Here is an 18,311-nt window from a genome sequence, read left to right on the forward strand (position 1 = left end):
TCATGACCCGTAGTCCTCCAGGATTCCACTGCGTCGCACATCCAGTGAGACGCAGTGGAATCCGCCACTGAGACGGCGCGAGTGGCGCAGCCGCAGCGGGGCGACGTCGATGCCGTGTCGTTCGAGCTCGGCGATCAACGGGCCGTGGCTCGGGTCGACGACCGCGAGGCCGGGGTTGACCATGACGAGGTTCATGCCGATCCAGGTCGTCGCCCGCAGCCACGGCGCCTCGGGATCGTTGTCCGGCAACGGCGGGCACGAGATGAAATCCCACTTCTTGAAAGGCGGCGGCAGGTCGTCGGGCCGCACCCGCGTGGGGTTGAGCACCATGAGGCCGGGGCGGATCAGGGAGATGGTCGTGTCGATGTGGGTGCCGCCGTACACGCCCTCGAGGGCGTGCACGGTGTACTCCTCGCCGAGCACGCGCTGCAACCACTCGGCTCCGAGCCGATTGCCGCTGGCCGACACCAGGTACAGCAGGTCGCGGCCGGCCCGCAGCACGTTGGCGGCGTCGAACAGCGGCTCGAGTTCGCCGAGGACCTGCCCGTCCTGGGGACGCAGCCGGTACGTCCCGTCGGCCAGCCGGGGCTTGGGGGCGGAGATCCAGTTGGCTCCGGACGCGAAGTACTCGAGCAGCATCTCCTTGTAGGCGAACGGCTCGAAGTAGCGGGTTCGCAGCACCATGGGGGTTTCGATGATCTTGTCACCGACGGTCAGGAGCACGTCGCGCGGGCAGTAGTTGGACTCGCCGTCGGCCGTCCAGTCGGGTGTGCCGAACCGGGCCGCGTGGTCGGTGGGCACCGGCCGGCGGACGGTGACGCCGTTGGCGGTCAGGAAGTCGGCGAAGATCTGGAGGTCCTCCGCGGTCTCCTCGATGACCCTGGCGTCGTAGGGACCGCTCGGCACCTGGTCCGGGCTGTCGTACATGTCGGCGTAGTCGACGGCGAACAGACCGGGTTCGGCGCCCGGGACCCTGGCGTTGTCGGCGATGCCGACGATCATCTCCTCCAGGGGGTCCCACTCGTTGTGCAAAGAAACCAATGACACGACAGGGTGTTCCTTTCGGGGTACGTGTCGGGACGGCGGAGATCAGCCCGGTCCTAGCCCAGCCACTCGGTGGCGGCTGCTACGGCCGCCGCCACGTGTGGGGGCTTCAGCATGGTTCGGTGGTCGCCGGGCACGACCCTGACCGTCAGCAGATCGCCCAGCAGCGGCACCAGCGGATCGGCCCGGCCGTGTCCGTCCAACTCGGACTGCAGGAACAGCGTCGGAACGCCGGCCGGCCCGGGCACGTAGTCGTCGAGGGCGTGCAGGTTGGCGGCCTGCACGCGGGCGGAGCGGGCGAGCTCGGCGGCGGTGGTCGTGGCGTCGGCCAGGCCGGTCCGGCGGGCCCACTCCAGCAGGTGTTCCGCGGGGGCGCGGCCGTCGGTGAGCGTCGCCGGATCCAGCCCCTCGGCTGCCATCCGCTCCTCGTCGTACACCCCGCCGGGCTGCGCGGCCGACCACGCCGCGATCAGCATGTTGTGGCTCTTGACGACGGCCTCGGCGGCCTCGCCCTCGGGGTGTCCCTCCGCGCCGAAAACAGTGTCCAGCATGATGATCCGGTGCGCGTCCGACGCAGGGCCGCGGCGCCCCATCTCGTAGGCGATCGCGCCGCCCGTGCACCACCCCATCAGCACGACCGGTCCCGCGACGCCGATGTCGGCGAGCCGTTTCCAGTACAGGTCAGCGATTTCGTGGATCGAACGCGGCGGAGGGGTGTCGTCGTACAGCCCGACCGGTTCGAGCCCGTAGACGGGCCGGTCGTCACCGAGCGCCCTGACCAGTTCGATCAACGGTATGACCCCGGTGCCGGCCGTCTGGATCAGGACCAGCGGCGGACGTGTGCCGTGCTGGCGCAGCACGCGCAGACCCGTGGGGCTGCCTTTGCCGGTCACGACGGCGTCGGCGAGTTCGGCGACGGTGGGGAACTGGAACAGTGCGTCGGCGGGCACGTCCGCTCCGAACGCCTCGCGGATGCGTGCCACGACCCGCATCGCCGCCATGGAGTCTCCGCCGACGGCGAAGAAGTCGTCGTGCGGGCCCACCGTCCGGCCCAGGACGTCCCTCCAGATGAGGGCGAGGATGTGCTCGGCGTCGGTGCGCGGCGGCGGCGCCGGCCGGTCGGCGGGGGGCGGTGCCGCCGCCTGAGCCGGGGGCAGGGCCGAGGTGTCGAGTTTCCCGTTCGGGTTCAAGGGGAGCGCGGCCAGCGGAACCACGGCCGCGGGCACCATGTGGCGTGGGAGCTGTGCGGCCAGGTGGGTCCTCAGGTCTGAGGGCACCGATCCACCGTCGCCCACCGCGATGTAGGCCACCAGCTGCCTGTCCCCGTCCTCGGTCAGCCGGGCGACGACGGCCGCCATGGCGACCGCCGGGTGCGCGGTCAGCGCCGCCTCCACTTCGGCCGGCTCGACCCGCGAGCCGTGGATCTTCACCTGGCGGTCGACGCGACCCAGGTACTCGAACTGGCCGTCGTCTCGGAGCCGGACCAGGTCCCCGGTGCGGTACATCCGCTTTCCGGGGCGGAACGGGTCCGGCACGAACCGCTCCCGGGTCAGCTCGTCGCGGTTCACATAGCCGCGTGCGACGGCCGGACCGGCGAGGAACAGCTCTCCCCGAGCGCCCGCCGGGACCGGGTTGCCCCGCTCGTCCAGGATGTGGCAGCGCATGCCGGGCAACGGGTCGCCCAGGCCGCGCCGGTGCTCGCCAGGCGAGATCAGCGCCCACGTGGCGTCGACGGTGCATTCGGTGACGCCGTAGATGTTGAACACGCGCGCGGCCGGCCGGGCGGCGTGGATGCGTTCCGGCAGCGCGGCCGGCAACGGCTCGCCGCCGATGAGCACCAGGCTCAGATCGGCGGGCAACGGGCCGTGGTCGAGCAGCCGGGCGAGGAGGCTCGGGGCGATCTGGATCAGCGTGATGGCTTCGGGATCGGGCAGCGAGGCGCGGTCGAACACGGAGTCGACCATGTGGACGGTGCCGCCGAAGTGCAGGGTCGCGAAGTACTCCAGGATGGTCGCGTCGAACCCGATCGGCGTGCAGCCCAGAACCGCGGCCAGGTCACCGGGCCGCAACACCGTGCGGTAGAACTCCATCAGGCCGACGACACTCCCGTGCTCCACCGCGACGGCCTTGGGCTGTCCCGTCGACCCGGAGGTGTACAGCACGTAGGCGAGGTTTCCGGGGCCGGCTGCCGGCGGGGGCGCCGTGGCACGGCACCCGGCCAGGGCGAGCGCTTCGGCGGGTTCGTCCAGGCAGACCGCGGTCTCGGGCCAGTCGCCGAGCCGCGCCAGCCCGACCTGGTCGGTGACGACGATCCGGGCGCCGGAATCCGTCGCCTGGAACCGCAGCCTTTCAGCCGGCAGTGCCGGATCCAGCGGCACATAGGCTCCGCCGGCGCGCAGGATGCCCAGGATCACCCACAGCACGCGGTGATCGCGCGGCAGGCACAGTGCCACCGGCGTGTCCGGGCGCACGCCGAGCGCGCGCAGCCGCCAGGCCAGCCGGTTCGCCCGCTCGTCCAGTTCCCGGTAGGTGACGCGGTGGCCGGCGTGGGTCACCGCGACGGCGTCGGGATGTTCGCGGATGCCGAGGTCGGCGAAGTCGTGCAGGCAGTCGACTGTCGGCGGCAGCGACGGCCGGGCCGGTGTGGCGAGCGCGGCGCGCTCGGCCGCGTCCGGAACGAGGACCGCGCTGACGGGCGCTGTCGCGTCTCTCGTCACCGCCTCGATGATCCGCCCGAGGTGGCCCAGCATGCGCTCGGCGGTGCCTTGGGCGAACAGGTCGGTGGCGTAGGCGAGCGTCAACTTCGCCGAGCCGTCCGGCATGGCCTCCACCGCGAGATCGAGGTCGAAGGCCGCGTTTCCGACCGCGGCCGGCTGCGGTTCCCCTCCGGCCCCGCCGAGCTCGAACGTGCTCTGGTCGTCGGGGTGGTAGGCGAAGAACGCCTGGAACAGGGGGTTGCGATCCCGAACCCCGGCGACACCCAGGGCCCGCACCACGGTCTCCAGCGGAACGGACGCGTGCTCACGCGCAGCCAGCACCGCGCCGCGGGTCTGGTCCAACAGGCGGCTGAACGAGGGGTCGCCGGCCAGATCCGACCGCAGGACGACCGTGTTCACGAACATCCCGACCACCTCGGACATCGGCCCGCTACGGCCGGCCTCCGGAAAGCCGATCAGGACGTCGTCCTGCCCGCTGTACTGCCCCAGCAGCACCGCGTAGGCTGCCGCGAAGGCCATGAACGGGCTCGCGCCGTGCTGCCTGGCGATCTCGAGCAGGTGCCGGGCGGAGCCGGCCGACACCGTGGCCGTGACCGTGGCGCCGCGCAGCGTCGGCCTGGCCGGGCGCTCGAAGTCCAGGGGCAGGTCGAGCTCGGCCGGCGCGCCGTCCAGGACGGTCAGCCAGTGCCTGAGGTCGGAGTCCAGCCGGTCGCGTCGCGCCGGGTCCTCGAGCCATGCGATGTGGTCGGAGTACTGAAGCCGTGGTTGCGGCAGCGCCGCCGGCCGCCCGGCGAGCTGGGCGTCGTAACAGGCGGACAGCTCGGCCAGCACGATCGCCAGTGACCGGGCGTCGGTCACGATGTGGTGCATGGTGATGACGACCAGGTGCTCGTCGGCGGCCGAGGTGATCACGAGCCCGCGCACCGGTGGCTCCGTCGCCAGCTCGAACGGCCGCAGGACCTCCTCGGCGACGAGCCGGTCGCGGATCTCCTCGCGGGCCGCGTCGGCCGCCGGCAGGGCCACCGTTCTGAAGTCGGGCCCTGCCGCCGCCATCAACGCGACCGGTTCCCCGTCGATCTCCAGGAAGCGCGAGCGCAGCACCTCGTGGCGTTCGCAGACCTCGGTGAACGCGCGCCGCAGCGCCTCGCTGTCGATCGCGGTGCGGAAGCGGAACACGGCCGGCACGTTGTAGACCGCGCTGTGCGGGTCGAAGCGGTGCAGGAGCCAGAGACGCCGCTGCGCCGGCGACAGTGCCAGCTGTCGCCGGGTCGCCGGGTCGTGCAGCGCGCGTCGCAGGAACCGGGTTCGTTCCAGGACAGGCAGCGCTGCGAATCGTTCGAAGATCGCCCTGGCCATGGTCAGGCCTCCATCCTGAATCCGGAGAACAGCGCCGGCGTGAGTGCCGGCGCCCCGCCGGCACCGTGTGGTTCGACGTCGTCGGCCATCGCGACCAGCGCCGCCACCGCGCGGTCCGCGATCCGTTCGACGGTGCCGCGGTCGTAGCGCGTGGCGTCGTGGACCAGGGCGAGCCGCATGCCGGTGGCGTGCCGCACGAACTGGAAGGACAACTCGAAGACGGCGCTGCGCACCGGCAGCGAGCTCCCGTGCAACGCGATGCCGCCCAGGTCAGCCGACGGGGCGTCCACAGGCCCGAACACGGCGACCCACACGTCGAACAGTGGCGTGCGGCCGGGTGGACGCGGCGGGTTCGCGGCCGCCACGATCTCGTCGAACGACACGTCGCAGTGGTCGACCGCCTCGGCCGCCGCGGCCGACACGGCCGCCATGAGGGCGTGCGGGCGGTCCGCTGCCGGGACCTGCACCCGGACCGGGACCGTCGTGACCAGGCATCCGACCACGCCCTCGGCGCCGGTGCGCGCACGCCGGTCGACGGCCGTGCCGCGCACGTCAGCGGATCCGGGGGTCCGGGCACGAACAACGACGGGTGGCCGCCCAGGGCCAGCGCCGCACGGCCGCGGCGGCACGTCCCGCGTGACAAGCGCGGAGGCGGCACCGACAGGTTCGTCGCGCGGGCCGTCGACCGGCAGGGGAAGTGTGGGCGGTGGGGGAGTGAGGCGGTCCAGCCAGTAGTCCAGAGCGGCTTGCCGCGCGGACTCGGGGACGCGCGCAGCCGCTGCGACCGCGCCACGTGCCGGGGCGTCCGCGTGAACCTGCGTCCCGGCGCCGTAGGCATCGACGATGTCGCGCGCCAGGATCTCCAGGCTTCGCCCGTCGCACACGAGGTGGTCCGCGACGATCAGCACCTGCCAGTTCGCCTCGGTCCCGAGCAGCAGCCGGATCCGCAGCAGCGGCCCGACGGCGGGGTCGAACGCCACGGCGGCCAGCTGCTCGACGTCGTGTTCCGGACCGCGGAGCACCTCGAAGAAGCCTTGTGGCTCGACCACCTTCGCCCTGGGCTCGCCGTTGAACTCGAAGATCGTGCTGCACAGCGCCGGATGCCGCCGCACCGCCACCGCCACCGCGCTCGCGAAGCGGTCGGCATCCACCTCGCCGTGCCCGTCGAGGAGGCAGGACACGCTGTAAGCGTCCGAAAACAGCCCGGTGCGCTGCCGCTCCAGCCACAACCAGCGCGCTTCGTGGCCGAGCCGGCCCTCGACCGCACCGGCCGACTCGATCGGGGCATCCGCCGCCGCGACGCGGGCGGGCACGCGCAGCCGTGCCGCCAGCGCCTCCGGGGTCGAACACTCCAGGATGTCCACCACCCCGACCCGCAGCCCGGACTCCGCCTCGATGGCCACCGCCAGTTCCAACGCGGCGAGGCTGTGCCCGCCGGCCAGGTAGAAGTCCGTGTCCGGTCGCACCGAGTCGAGGTCCAGGACCTTCGCGAACAACCGGCACAAGGCCCCCGTGCTGACGGGCTCAGCGTTCATGTCGCGCACCGTTCTCTCTGGTTCGATCCGGTCGGGGGCGATCTCGCTGTTGCCGTTGTGCGGCAACGTGTCGACGAGGGGCGCCAAGAAACGCGCGCGGCACGGTGACGGCCGCGACGCCAACGACGTCGTGCGCCGTGGTCACGACCAGCAGGGGCCCGTCACATGGCCGCTGACGTGGTGCCGCCGGTCACCTTGATTCCGCGTTTCAACAAGCCCGTTCAGCCTCTTCGGTCACCATTCGGGCGATCTCGGAAAGGCCTGAACCATCCATGAAGAAACCCATGCGCCGACCCCCAGTCGGTTGCACGCGGAAATATGCAGCTCGCGGCTCGAGTCCCCGATCGAAATCGAAAGCGCGAACCCATGGAGGTTAACATGCGATCTTGCAGGTGATCGCGTACCAAGACGACGGCCGCACTGGGTGATCTTGGCTGACGAAGGACGTGCGGTGGGCTGCTAGGGCTGTGTTTTTGCTGTTCGGAGCCGTTTCGGCGGGTCGGTGAGCACATCTGCGCGCCAGTCGGGTCGGGCCTGTGGAAGCAGAGCGGTCCCGGCTCCGAATTTGGCCGGCAACTCGTAGACCAGGCACACCGGGCGAAATCCGGAGTTCCCGGGGAATGGTGTTCAAGACGAGACCACAGTTGACCAGATGGAGAAGCGGGCCAACGGCAAGCCCTGCAGTGAGATCGCAGATTCCGGGGTGGTCGCTGAGGTGCTGGTGCTTTGGGCGCTGTAGTGCCGTTCACAGCGCTCTCAGGTGGTGAAGTCGGATCAGCTAGGCGGCGAGTGGATGATGCTCGCCGGTGAGAGAGGCGAGCGCTCTTGCGACTTCTTCGAGAGTGGCGCGGACGTAGGTTGTCGTGCTGCCTGCGTTGCTGTTGGTGTCGTTGTGGCCTGCGTATGCGCGGGCGACGGCGTAGCCGAAGTGTCGTTCGACGCGTCGGGTTCAGGATGTACATACGGCGCCTGGGACACTGAACCCCCGACCACCCGCTAGACCAGGAGTGCACTTTGCAGCAGGGAACCGTCCGCTGGTACGACCTCGAGCGCGGCTTCGGCTTCCTCGCCCCCGACGACGGCAGCGCCGACATCTTCGTGCACGTCTCGCAGGTGCAGGGCGAGGGCGCGGCCCGGGCGCTGCGCGAGGGCCAGACCGTGGAGTTCGAGACCGGTGAGGGACCCCGCGGTCCGCAGGCGCTGCACGTCGCCGTCACCGGGGACGTCGCGCCTGACGCGGCCTTGGGCGTGCTTGCCACCGTCTCCTGGTACGAGCCGGCCAAGGGCTACGGGTTCGCCGCGCCGGACGGCGGGGGTGCGGAGGTGTTCGTGCACTCCTCCGCCATCGTCACCGGGGGCGTCCTCGCGGCCGGGCAGCGGGTGGCCTTCGTCGTCACCGCCGGCGAGAAGGGTCCGCAGGCCCAGCACGTGGTGCCGCTGAGCTTCGACGCCGGGGTCCGCAGGGCCCCTCTGGTCGCGCCCGGCGACGGCGCCGACGGCTCCGTCCTGTGGTTCGACGAGGAGAAGTCGTTCGGCTTCGTGGCCGCCGACGACGGGGCGGGCGACGTCTTCCTGCACGTGCGCGCCCTGGTCGACGAGTTCTACCTGCCGGCCGAGGGCGACCGGGTCTCGTTCACCACGGTCACCGTGGACCAGGGTCGTCAGGCACGCGAGGTGCGGTTCGTGTCCACCGGCGAGCCGGTGGAGGCTGCCGCAGCCCCCAGCCAGGCCCGTTCGGCCACCCGGCCCGCAGCCCGCGCCGGCGACGGCACGGTAGCCCGCTACGACGCCGACCGCGGCTTCGGCTTCATCACCCCCGACGCGGGCGGACCCGACCTCTTCGTGCACGTCTCGGTGGTCTCCGGCGAGCCCCTGGTGGCCGGCGAGCGGGTGCGCTTCCGCATCCGGCAGAGCGACCGGGGCCCGCAGGCCGACGCCGTCGAGCACGCCTGACCGTCCAGGACGGTCCCACGACGCCTCGAAGCGGGCGACGTAGCGGCGCTGCCACGGCGTCTCGACCGCCCGGCGGTCGTAGCGCGCCCGCACGTACGCGACCGCCTCGGCGGCCGACACCCCGTCCAGGACGGCCAGGCACGTCAGCGAGGTGCCGGTGCGACCATGACCCCGCCGCAGGCGAGCTCCACCCGCTCGTCGCGCGCGCGGCTCCACGCCTCCCACAGCGCGAGTAGCGCGGTGCGCGGGGTGTGGCTGACGGGTTGAATTCGGACTGTTCCAACCAGTTCGGACGACGCGCGGCGTGCGTGCCGGGAAACACGTCCCAGCAGGCCGAGATTGAGCCCAGGGCCGCCCATGCCTTGTCGTCCGAAGAGGACTAGGAGTTCGACGGGGCGTCGCCGGACACGCCGAGCCAGGGCGGGATGTGGGTGCCGAACTCGGCGACCTCGCCTACCAGGAGGATGAGGTCGCCGCCGTCCTGGACGCGTTCGGCACTGACTCCGATCGGCAGAAGTTCGCATCCGGCAACGCTTCCGCGCATTTCGACGTCAGACGGCACGGCGGCCCGAGTCACGGAATGACGGCGACGTGCACCGGGACTCCGTAGGTCGTGAGCGTTGCCCACGCGGACACCAGGGTTGACTGGGCGAAGGTGAAGAGGTTGCCCGCCGTGAGCTTCTTGTCGCTGTGATGGATCGCGAAGACCAGGCTTCCTGGACGTGTTCCCAGCCGGCTTGCGCACTCGGGATCCTGCTGAGCCACGACTTGGCGGCACTTCTCCCACGTCTCGGGATCGGTGAAGCTCTCGGCCGCGACGAGGCCCTGGGCGAAGAGATGGCTGCGTGGGCTCGACCCGGTGGCGGTGCTCGTCTTCTTGACGTGGACCAGCGCGTGGTCGGGCCCCAGGAGGTCGCAGGCTTCGAACCCACGGCGGTGCAGCCTTTCTCGTTCTTGGGGCGTCTGACCACGCGGGCAGCTGCCATGGTGGAGGGTTGTCGAACGCTTTGCGCACGACGCGGTCGACGTGGCGGACGTACTCGCCGCCGAGTTCGTACCAGTCGCCGTCGAGCAAGATGTACCGGCTCGACTGGTCGACCACCTCCGCGGCGATCCACTGCACGGCGGGCATTCCGTCCGTCGACACCTCTCCATCCGCCCGAACGTCAGATGGCCGGGCGGCTGGATGCAGTTCTCGGGGAGTACCACAGCGTTCAGGACCAGGCGGCTTGCTGACAGCGTGCGCCGCCTGAACACAGCCATTGCAAATCACCCGAACGTGCCTGCGCAGCAACGCCGTTGCGCTGAGCTTCGGCCCTAAATTGCACGCCATGATCGATACTTCTGCCGTCGGCTCCCTGCTTCCGTCGTTCGTCCAGGAACGCGTGGAGGCTTTCCACACGGCGGGGATCCGGGGCCGGTGGCATGGCCGTCACATCCTGCGGGGCCGGCGCCTGCCCAGTCCGGGCTCCACTGTGGTCGACAGCAACGACTACCTGCGTCTGGCCGGCGACAAGCGCATCGTGGACGCCGTGGTGGAGTCTCTCGACGCGATGCGGGGAGCGAGGCTGGCCTCGGCGGTGCTGCTGCACGAGGAGCACCCGCAGACCGTGCTGGAGCGGGAGTTCGCCCGCTACCTCGGCTCGGAAGCGGGTGTTTTCACCCAGTCCGGGTACGACGCCAACGTGGGGCTGCTGCAGACCCTGGCCGGCCCTGAGGTGCCGGTGTACGTGGACATGCTGGCCCACATGTCGCTGTGGGCGGGCGCAAAAGCGGCCGGCGCCACGGCACGGCCCTTCCGCCACAACGACACCGCTCACCTGCTGCGCCGCATCGAGGAGCACGGGCCCGGCGTGATCGCGGTCGACTCCATGTACAGCGTGTGCGGCAGCCTCGCGCCACTGGCTGCACTGTGCGATGTCGCCGAGCAGACCGGCTGCGTCCTGGTCGTCGACGAAGCGCACTCGCTGGGCACCCACGGCCCCGAAGGCGCGGGCATGGTCGCACAGGCCGGGCTGACGGCGCGCGTGCATTTCCGCACGACCAGCCTGTCGAAGGCGTTCGCCAAACGGGCCGGCTACATCACCTGCCCGGACGAGGACTTCGTCGAGTACTTCAAGATGACCTCCTACCCGGCCGTGTTCGCCTCCACCCTGGTGCCCTCCGACCTGGTGCAGATCGCCGCCACCCTGGATGTCGTCCGTCACGACGAATGGCGCCGTACCCGGCTGCGTGAAGTCGCCACCATCCTGAGGGAAGGTCTCACCGGCCTCGGGTACGACCTTCGGGGTTCGGGCGCCCACATCATGTCGCTGCCCACCGGCCCGGACGAAACCGTCATCGAAGTACGCGACATCATGGAAGACCACGACGTGTTCGGATCCGTCTTCTGTCCCCCCGCCACCCCGCGCAACCGCACCGCGCTACGGCTTTCCCTGCACTGCGACCTCACCGACCAGGATCTGGACCGCATCATCCACGCCGGCGAGGCCGTCCGCCCCCTGATCACCGCGGGCCGCTCATCCACCTCCTGACTCCAGCGGGAACGGCTGCGCGATGATTCCGCGTACTGCTCGGTCGAAGTCGGTGAACAGCAACCGCGCCGACTCCAGCCGCGACTCGGACGGAACAAGATCGCCTTGAGTTACCGGCCAGAAACGTCCTGAATAGTGGCGTGTCCTTTGCGGGAACGGAATGTCCGTGCCACGGTGCGGCCGTGCTCAAGATCGAGACATCCGCCTCAAGCCACGGAGAGACGAGCTCTCCGCGATCCGGCAGTCGAAGCCGCACCGACGCCGCTCTCCGGTGTCACGCTCGCGGAGGGCTGACGAGGGCGCCGTGGTGGAAGCCCAGGCGTGGGTCGGACCAGGGGCGCAGGCCGTCGACGTGGTCGTGCAGGTCGGGCATCTTGACGCGGAGGCGGACGGTGCAGGCGGGGTAGTCGTAGACGGTGATGGTGTTCAAGCCCCGGTTGGCGGTGAACAGCAGGGTTTGGTCGGCGGAGAGCTGGCAGGCGTAGACGCCGTCGATGAGGGTGCCGCGGCTGACGCGCAGGGCGGCGAGGAAGTGCTTGGTGCTCGCGAGGGCGGAGCCGCGGGTGAGGACGTCGAGGACCTGTCGTGCGGCTTGGCGTCCGGCTTTGACCTGGTCGTGCAGGTCGGGTCGTTCGTCGATGATGCGGTAGGAGGAGAAGTCGGCCAGGTCGATGAGGACGACGGTGTTGCTGCCGCCGGTGCAGTAGATCAGTTCGCGGTCGGAGAGGCAGACGTCGGAGTTGATGTGGGCGGGGATGTCGCCAGCGGCGCTCCAGTGCCGCAGGACCCGGCCGGAGTCGGCGTCGATCTCGAAGACGTACTCCTTGAAGTAGGCCATGGCCCATTCGTGCCAGTCGCGGCCTTCTTGGGGGACGACGCGGAAGGACAGGGCGTAGAAGCGGTCCTCGGTGGGGTGGGTGGCGACGTGCCAGCAGGTGGCGGGCAGCTCGATCACCCGGTGCGTGCGGCGTTCCAGGTCGAAGATGCCGACCTCGCACGCCTCGCCGCGGCGGGGGTGGTCCATGCCCCCGTAGACGAGGTGGCGGCCGGAGGCGGTGCGTTTGATGGCGTGCGGCAACTTCAGGCCGTGCGCGCCGATGTTCTCGGCGGCGGTGAGGTGGTTGACGTCGAACTGCCAGAAGGACTCCCCGATGGCGGTGATTCCGGTCGATCCGTCGAGCCACACCGCGTGGGTGCTGCCCTTGATCGAGGAGTCGGTGGGCTCGAAGCGGAGAGTGGAGACCCGTTCGGTTTCCTCGGGCCGTGCGGTGTCGTAGAACGCCAGGTGCTGGCCGGTGTTGCCGAGGAACCCGGTGCGCTTGTCGGGGCTGAGGCTGATGGCGTGGCCGCCGGAGAGTCCGTCGTAGTACTCGATTCGGGTGGTGTGGCGTCCGCTGATCGGGTCGTAGTGGAACACGCAGACCCCGGCACGTCCCTCCAAACCGTTGAGCCCGTTGCCGTCCAAGGCGATGTGGAACGCGTAGGGATAGCCGCCGGGCCTTGATCCGTCGCCGGCGTCCTCGATCGGGTTCATGTCTTGAGCGAATCACGCCCGACTCCGGCGAGCCACGTATCGATCGGGTGACTCGATTCCGTTTCGTCACCCGATCAGCGCACGCCGAACTTTCGTTGCAGGGCAACAGGAAGCAGGAGTGCGATGGCGGGTGGTCGTGATCACCGGGCGAGGACGTAGCCGTCGTCGGGGCGGTGGTCGCGGGAGCGGCGCAGGTCGGTGACGGCGAAGGTGCGTTGCACCCAGCGGTCCGCTCCGTCGTAGCGGGGGCGGAAGGGGGTGCGGCCGTGCACGGTGACCCGGTTGTCCACGATGGCCATGTCGCCGGGCGTCAGTCGGGTGGTGCGGGCGGCCGTGTCGAAGGCGTGGGCGAGTTCGGCCAGGGCCGCCTCCGCGCGCGGGGTCACCGGTGTGGTGGCGATCTGCGCCATGCGGATGTCCGGGTCGTCGGCGCTCCCGAAGAGCACGGGCTGCGGCGCACGCGCGGTGTTGTCGGTGCCGAAGGAGGGTGGCGGTCGGAGGACGAACTCGGGTGCGGACAGCACTTCGCGGGTGGCGTCGGGCAGCAGTGGCAGGACTTCGCGCAGGCAGGCGGTGCGCAGGCCCGCGGTGCGGTCGTGGTCGGCGCGCAGGCAGAGCAGCAGCACGTGGTCGGGTTCGTGGGGGTGGAAGGCGTTCTCGTTGTGGAAGGTCAGCAGCGCCGACCCGGCGTTGCCGGAGAAGTTCTCCTTGCCCGGCACGGGAACGACGTCCTGCACGAGGGCGCCGGACTTCTCGGCCAGGTAGGCGATCGGATCCCCGAGCCCGCAGGCCACCATGGCGAGCACCGCCGCCGCGACGGTGGGCTCGCGTTGCACCGAGTCCGGCGCGGACGGCGTGGCGGGCAGAGCGGTGCCGTCGACGGGGAGCCCGCGGAGCACCAGCACCCCCTCAGGGCCCGAGTGCCGCCGGAACCGGCGCACCCCGCGGCGCAGCGCCAGGGGCAGCTCGTCCCAGGCGTCTCGGGCGCGGGCGATCCACTCCGGTGCATCCACCTCGTGCCGGTGGCCGGAGCACAGGTCGCGCGCCAGGTGGTCGACTTCAGCGGTGTCGGACGGTGTCAGCTCGAGTTCGGCGGTGACAGATCCGGTGGTGGCGGGATGGGGCATCGGCAGTCGCTCCTGGTTCCGGCGTGGACGCCGACTCGGGTCAGTGCCGCAGGGCGGCCACGGCGTCGGCGATGTAGTGATCACCGAAGCGGATCAGCGGCGCGTACTGGGCCGCCCGCCGGTGGCGCATGAGCCGCAGTTCACCCACGGCGTTGTCCGGTCCGTCGGGCAGTTGGGCGATGGAGCGTTGCAGGCGCACCATCGAGTAGGCGAGGGTGACGTGCCGTTCGCTGTCGATCAGGTCGGCTTCGAGCAGCGCGTCCCGCGCGGCGGCGAGTTCCGGGTCGTGGGCGGCCAGCTGCTCGTAGGGCTCGGGTACTGCGGCAAGCAGGTCTTTCATCGCGGCGCGGAATGTCTTGTAGCCGCGGTGTTGTCGCCCGCTCAACGGACGGGACACCCGGGGTGGCTGCATGCTGGGGCGGATGGCGGCGGTGTAGTACTCGACCGGGATCGCGCTGGCGTGGGTCATGGCGGCGGGGAAGCCACGCACGAAGGTGGTCGCGTGGCCGAGCCGTCGCAGGGCGGTCTCGACCGCACCGTGGCGCAGGTGGTGCGCGGCGTCGGTCACCGCGACCGCCGCGCAGACGTTGAACAGCACGTGCACTTGGTGGCCCACGACCCACCGCGCCGTCCACCGAGCCTTCAACGTGGTCTCGTCCACGGCCGCGGACGCGGCCACCGGCGGGTCGAGAGGGGCATCCGGGGTGGTGGCGCCGGTGAGGTCGAGCACGGCCTGGGCCATGCCGGCGACTTCGACAGCAAGGTCGGCACCGGACAGCGGCGCCTCGCACAGGTCGTCGAGACCCCGCTGCACGATCGAGGCGCCGTGCAGAGCGGCTTGGTGGTCGGACAGGTCGACCTCGCGCACGCGGAAGAACGACTCGCTGGTCGACCTGGCCGGCAGGTCCTCGCCGACCACGGCCGCGTCTTGAGCCGACAGCGCCGCCACGAGCTCGCCGGCGACCGCCGCTGCCCGCCGCAGCGCGGAAGTGCGCTCAACGGGACCGGCGTGCGTCGGAACCGCGGCCAACGCCGTGGCGGTCTGCTGCGCACGGGCGCGGACCGGGAGGTCGAGATCGGGGGCTCCTCCGCCGGGGCGCGGGTCTCGGAACACGGCGACAGGTGGATATCGGGCGGCCGGTGACATGTCCACGACTTCGAGTATTCCGGCCGGTGGACTCCGAAGCGCCCGCCGATCGGGTGCGGTGAGGCCCTCGAATGCGGCTTCATCATGAGGTCCACACGAATGGCTCAATCCGAAAGTCTGCCGGGACGCTGAGTCATCGGAATCGATGTCGATCGGACCGTGCCCCATCCACACTATTGCGGCATTGCCGGCCTCTCATCGTGAATTCCACCTGAGAATGCCTCGGCTCGCATGAACTCATGCGGTTGGCCTATCGCGGTCCAGTGGCATTTGGCTCTACGGTGGGAGCCGTACGGCCGATAACCACCTGAGTAAGTGCGGGCAGTGCCCCTGCCGCGCCGAGACTCTGCTGTGGAACGGATACCGGACAAAGTGGTTGTGGCTGAAACGGCTTCGGTCACACCGAAACCCCGTCACATGTGAAGACACCGTATTCCGTGGTCGTGCCATTACGTCGTGCGGTGCCGCCGTGCGATGAAACAACACAGGAGGGGATCCGGCATGCGCTTTGCGCGAAATCTGCGATCGTGGAAATCCGTCGTTGCGGCTTTGGTAGGAGTGGGCGCGCTCGCGCTCGCGGCGACGCCTGCCCTCGCCGCTGGGGACCGGTACGTGAACCTGCACCAGTGCGTGTACTCCAACGGCAGCTTCCTCTACACCAACCTGCTGCCCAACACCCCCAACGCGCCGTTCAACACCGGGACGAACATCTCCGACACCCGCGACACCGTCGCGAGGTGTGGCCCCGCCGTCGCCGGCTGGTCGCTCAACACCGCCAACGTGTCGGTGCTGCCTCTGGACCGCGTCCGCGGCCGCTACCTGAACCTGCACCAGTGCGTGTACTCCAACGGCAGCTACCTCTACACCAACCTGCTTTCCAACACCCCCAATGTGCCCTTCAACACCGGCACGAACCTCTCCTACACCCGCGACACCGTGGTGAGGTGCGGTCCGGCGGTCGGCGGCTGGTCGCTCGACACCGCCAACGTGGCCGTGCTCTCCCTGGACCTGGCGGCCGACCGGTACCTGAACCTGCACCAGTGCGTGTACTCCAACGGCCGATTCCTCTACACCAACCTGTTGTCGAACACGCCGAACACCCCGTTCAACACCGGGACGAACCTGTCGTCGACGAGCGACACGGTGGCGAAATGCGCAACCGCGGGTGGCGGCTGGTCGCTCGACACGCCCAACGTCGCCGTGTTCTCCCTGGACCTGACGCCCGGCACCCCGTGACGGACAACGACTCACTTCCGGATCTTGACTGAGTTCTCTCTTGACGCCGGGTAGCTGTGGCACCGCACCAGGTGCCACAGCTACCCGGAAGGTCGCTCTCGTCGGGCATGGTGCGAATATCTCGCACTGAATGCGCAAATAGCGACTCAAGGTGGTGGCGCTGTGAAGCTGTTCGCCGGTCTGGAAAAGCCGGTCGGTGCTCACATTGCCGAAGAAGTCCGCGGGCGGTCCACCAGAACATGCATCGGCGGCCGCGACGAGATCGCCCGCACTGCCGATCTCGAGATCGATCGGTCCGCCGTGGACGCTGCCCTATCACAATGGCCGCACCCGACGTCCTCCAACTCTTCAAACTCCCGGACGAGTTCGGCGACGGTGTCCTCCAGGCTGTGGACGATGGCGACGACGTCCGCGGTGATGGTCCGCATGCGATGGAACGGTTCACTCGACGCGATCGGGTTCGATGTCGTAGCCGGAGAAGTCCTCGAAGGGCCAGTGGGGGAACGGGAAGTCGCGTGGGCGTTCCTCCCAGATCCGGCCGTCGACGACTGTGTGGCCCGAGCTGTAGTAGACGCGGGCGAGCTCGTTGGCGTACTGCAGTGCGCTGAGCAGCTGCCGAGCTGGATCGGGATCGTCAGGGGCACCGTCGTACCCGATATCCAGGTCGAAGTACGTGTCGCGGAGGACCGGCTTGCCCTTGAGCCGGCCACTGGTGGTGCCGTTCAGCCCGACGTCGAGGCGAAACCCCGCCGTGCCCGGTCGCGCCGTGATGTCGAGCGTGGCGCCTTCGAGCAGCTCAGCAGCGTCGATGAGTTCGTCTGGAGCGGTAGGCGGGAGGAGGGCGGCGGGGGTGGTGCGGATCGCGTACGCCCCGCTCACCTCAGTGAGGTCGAAGACTTCTCGGGCGAAGTGCGGGAACGCCTCCTCGCCTGTGCCTCCGACGAACTCGTTTCTCCGGATCGTCTTCCTGCATGCCGAGTCCCGGCAGGATAAGAAAACGGTGTGGATCGAGGGGCAGGATGATGTCCCGGTACGAGGTTGCCAGTAGTTGGTTCTGGTGGTCCTGGCCGTTCACGACCAGCACGGGTACGTCTCCGGTCCATGGACACGCGTCGCTGAACCCGAGACCCCGCGGACGGTTGAACACGATCCAGCAAAGGCGGGCAACCGGGTCGCTCATGAAGCGATTGCACGCTGCATGTGTCCAGTTCAGGAATCGCGAGGTCGAGCTAGGTGGCCCCGGTATGCCGGGCTTTCAGCCGCCAGTCGTTGATCCGAAGATCGCGGTGCTGTCACTGCGTGACTGTGGTGGGATTACTTCGAACGGCTTCTGCTAGATGTCGCGCAAGTCCAGGACGGCCTGGTGGAGGCGTGTAGGTAGGGCGTGACAGGGCAGGCGCAGGCAGCGTGGTTTACAGCCTGTACGACAAGCACGTCGCGATGCTGCTCGACGAAGCCGTCTACCACATCGAACACCTCGGCCTCGGCACCACCGACGACGTCGACACCGCCTGAGCGGGTCGGGGATGGACCGACGCGACCACCCCCGGCCGCCAGGTCATCTCGGGTCGGCCGGCACGGCCAGGACCGGGATCGGGATCTCGAAGTGCACGGTCTGGTTGCGGTCCGGGTCGCCATCGCGGGCGTCGCAGACCTCTTTCGCGACCGAGCGCCAGAACCCCTCCGCCCCGGCGATGCGGGTGTCGGTGTGCAGGTAGATCTGTTCGTAGCCGGGGGTTTCGGCGACGAACCCGACCGCGGCGTCGACCAGGGCGCGTGCCAGACCACGGCGCCGGTGCTCGGCCCGGACGTACACGCGGAAGAGCTGTGCCGTCCGGTCACCGGAGTAGCGCTCGGCGATCCACGCCGGGTGGGGCGGGCTCGCCGGCCCCTGCGCCCGCACGGCCGTGGTGCCCACGACCTCGTCGCCGCACACCGCGACGAACAACGCGTGCCGCGGAGTCTCCAGGTACGTCGCGGCGAGGTCGATCACGTCGGTGTGCCACTGGGGGCTGTAGCCGTATCCGAACTCGCGGTAGAAGGTGTCCAGCATGACGCTGCGGGCTCCGGGCAGGTCGGCATGAGTCGCCAACCGCACCTCATAGGATCCCGCTGCTTGGTGGTGCGT

14 protein-coding genes and 3 pseudogenes are annotated in these 18,311 nt (G+C 69.8%); 5 read left to right on the plus strand and 12 right to left on the minus strand.

Translation table 11 applies throughout. The annotated features are described in order from the left end of the window. Genes BBK82_RS35685 through BBK82_RS35695 form a run of 3 tightly spaced genes read right to left on the minus strand, consistent with a single transcriptional unit; the run spans nucleotide 1 to nucleotide 6,652 of the window. Nucleotides 1-1,047 carry an inosamine-phosphate amidinotransferase 1 gene (locus tag BBK82_RS35685; protein WP_065918893.1) on the minus strand — a complete coding sequence of 349 codons (1,047 nt, stop codon included), beginning with the start codon at nucleotides 1,045-1,047 and terminating at the stop codon, nucleotides 1-3. Nucleotides 1,048-1,100: 53 nt separating this feature from the next. Next, nucleotides 1,101-5,117 carry a non-ribosomal peptide synthetase gene (locus BBK82_RS35690; protein WP_065918894.1) on the minus strand — a complete coding sequence of 1,339 codons (4,017 nt, stop codon included), beginning with the start codon at nucleotides 5,115-5,117 and terminating at the stop codon, nucleotides 1,101-1,103. Between the two features lie 2 nt (nucleotides 5,118-5,119). After that, nucleotides 5,120-6,652, minus strand: a complete 1,533-nt coding sequence (locus BBK82_RS35695) for a condensation domain-containing protein (protein WP_154697689.1) — start codon at nucleotides 6,650-6,652, stop codon at nucleotides 5,120-5,122. Nucleotides 6,653-7,666: 1,014 nt separating this feature from the next. Here BBK82_RS35695 and BBK82_RS54930 point away from each other — a divergent pair. Then, nucleotides 7,667-7,861: pseudogene (locus BBK82_RS54930) on the plus strand (cold-shock protein); the annotation flags it as partial. A gap of 39 nt (nucleotides 7,862-7,900) precedes the next feature. Beyond that, entirely contained in the window at nucleotides 7,901-8,605 is a 705-nt protein-coding gene (locus tag BBK82_RS54940; RefSeq protein WP_418287537.1) for a cold shock domain-containing protein, read from the plus strand. Nucleotides 8,606-8,984: 379 nt separating this feature from the next. On the opposite strand, the gene BBK82_RS52445 is transcribed toward BBK82_RS54940, so the two are convergent. The 3 genes and pseudogenes from BBK82_RS52445 to BBK82_RS56935 all read right to left on the minus strand — a co-directional run. Then, nucleotides 8,985-9,149 carry a hypothetical protein gene (locus tag BBK82_RS52445; protein WP_179953722.1) on the minus strand — a complete coding sequence of 55 codons (165 nt, stop codon included), beginning with the start codon at nucleotides 9,147-9,149 and terminating at the stop codon, nucleotides 8,985-8,987. 29 nt (nucleotides 9,150-9,178) lie between these two features. Then, entirely contained in the window at nucleotides 9,179-9,547 is a 369-nt protein-coding gene (locus BBK82_RS56930; RefSeq protein ID WP_418287538.1) for a DUF6119 family protein, read from the minus strand. A gap of 70 nt (nucleotides 9,548-9,617) precedes the next feature. Continuing rightward, nucleotides 9,618-9,938: pseudogene (locus BBK82_RS56935) on the minus strand (DUF6119 family protein); the annotation flags it as partial. Here BBK82_RS56935 and cqsA point away from each other — a divergent pair. Further along, a complete protein-coding gene (cqsA, locus tag BBK82_RS35705) occupies nucleotides 9,868-11,139 on the plus strand; it encodes an alpha-hydroxyketone-type quorum-sensing autoinducer synthase (RefSeq protein ID WP_154697690.1) in 1,272 nt (423 codons plus the stop codon). The pseudogene BBK82_RS56935 and the gene cqsA sit on opposite strands and share 71 nt — an antisense overlap. A gap of 274 nt (nucleotides 11,140-11,413) precedes the next feature. On the opposite strand, the gene BBK82_RS35710 is transcribed toward cqsA, so the two are convergent. The 3 genes from BBK82_RS35710 to BBK82_RS35720 all read right to left on the minus strand — a co-directional run bounded on the left by BBK82_RS35710 (nucleotide 11,414) and on the right by BBK82_RS35720 (nucleotide 14,914). Further along, complete coding sequence (locus BBK82_RS35710; RefSeq protein WP_065918898.1) at nucleotides 11,414-12,673, minus strand: hypothetical protein; 1,260 nt, start codon at nucleotides 12,671-12,673, stop codon at nucleotides 11,414-11,416. 140 nt (nucleotides 12,674-12,813) lie between these two features. Further along, entirely contained in the window at nucleotides 12,814-13,800 is a 987-nt protein-coding gene (locus tag BBK82_RS35715; protein WP_065918899.1) for a TauD/TfdA family dioxygenase, read from the minus strand. A gap of 40 nt (nucleotides 13,801-13,840) precedes the next feature. Next, nucleotides 13,841-14,914, minus strand: coding sequence for a hypothetical protein (locus BBK82_RS35720; RefSeq protein ID WP_218920451.1), 1,074 nt, complete (start codon nucleotides 14,912-14,914; stop codon nucleotides 13,841-13,843). 645 nt (nucleotides 14,915-15,559) lie between these two features. Here BBK82_RS35720 and BBK82_RS35725 point away from each other — a divergent pair. Further along, nucleotides 15,560-16,183 (plus strand): hypothetical protein, encoded by a 624-nt coding sequence (locus BBK82_RS35725; protein ID WP_154697691.1) that lies wholly within the window; start codon nucleotides 15,560-15,562, stop codon nucleotides 16,181-16,183. Between the two features lie 200 nt (nucleotides 16,184-16,383). Here the strand turns inward: BBK82_RS35725 and BBK82_RS35730 are convergent, their stop codons facing one another. Continuing rightward, nucleotides 16,384-16,611 carry a hypothetical protein gene (locus BBK82_RS35730; RefSeq protein WP_065918902.1) on the minus strand — a complete coding sequence of 76 codons (228 nt, stop codon included), beginning with the start codon at nucleotides 16,609-16,611 and terminating at the stop codon, nucleotides 16,384-16,386. 13 nt (nucleotides 16,612-16,624) lie between these two features. Next, nucleotides 16,625-17,062, minus strand: a complete 438-nt coding sequence (locus BBK82_RS35735; RefSeq protein WP_065918903.1) for a hypothetical protein — start codon at nucleotides 17,060-17,062, stop codon at nucleotides 16,625-16,627. A 525-nt stretch (nucleotides 17,063-17,587) separates the two neighbouring features. Between BBK82_RS35735 and BBK82_RS56120 the strand changes: the two are divergent. Continuing rightward, nucleotides 17,588-17,698: pseudogene (locus tag BBK82_RS56120) on the plus strand (transcriptional regulator); the annotation flags it as partial. 43 nt (nucleotides 17,699-17,741) lie between these two features. Here the strand turns inward: BBK82_RS56120 and BBK82_RS35740 are convergent. Beyond that, complete coding sequence (locus BBK82_RS35740) at nucleotides 17,742-18,281, minus strand: GNAT family N-acetyltransferase (RefSeq protein ID WP_237047745.1); 540 nt, start codon at nucleotides 18,279-18,281, stop codon at nucleotides 17,742-17,744. Nucleotides 18,282-18,311: the final 30 nt, after the last annotated feature.

Origin of the sequence: Lentzea guizhouensis (assembly GCF_001701025.1) — a bacterium.
Taxonomy (GTDB): Bacteria; Actinomycetota; Actinomycetes; order Mycobacteriales; family Pseudonocardiaceae; genus Lentzea; species Lentzea guizhouensis.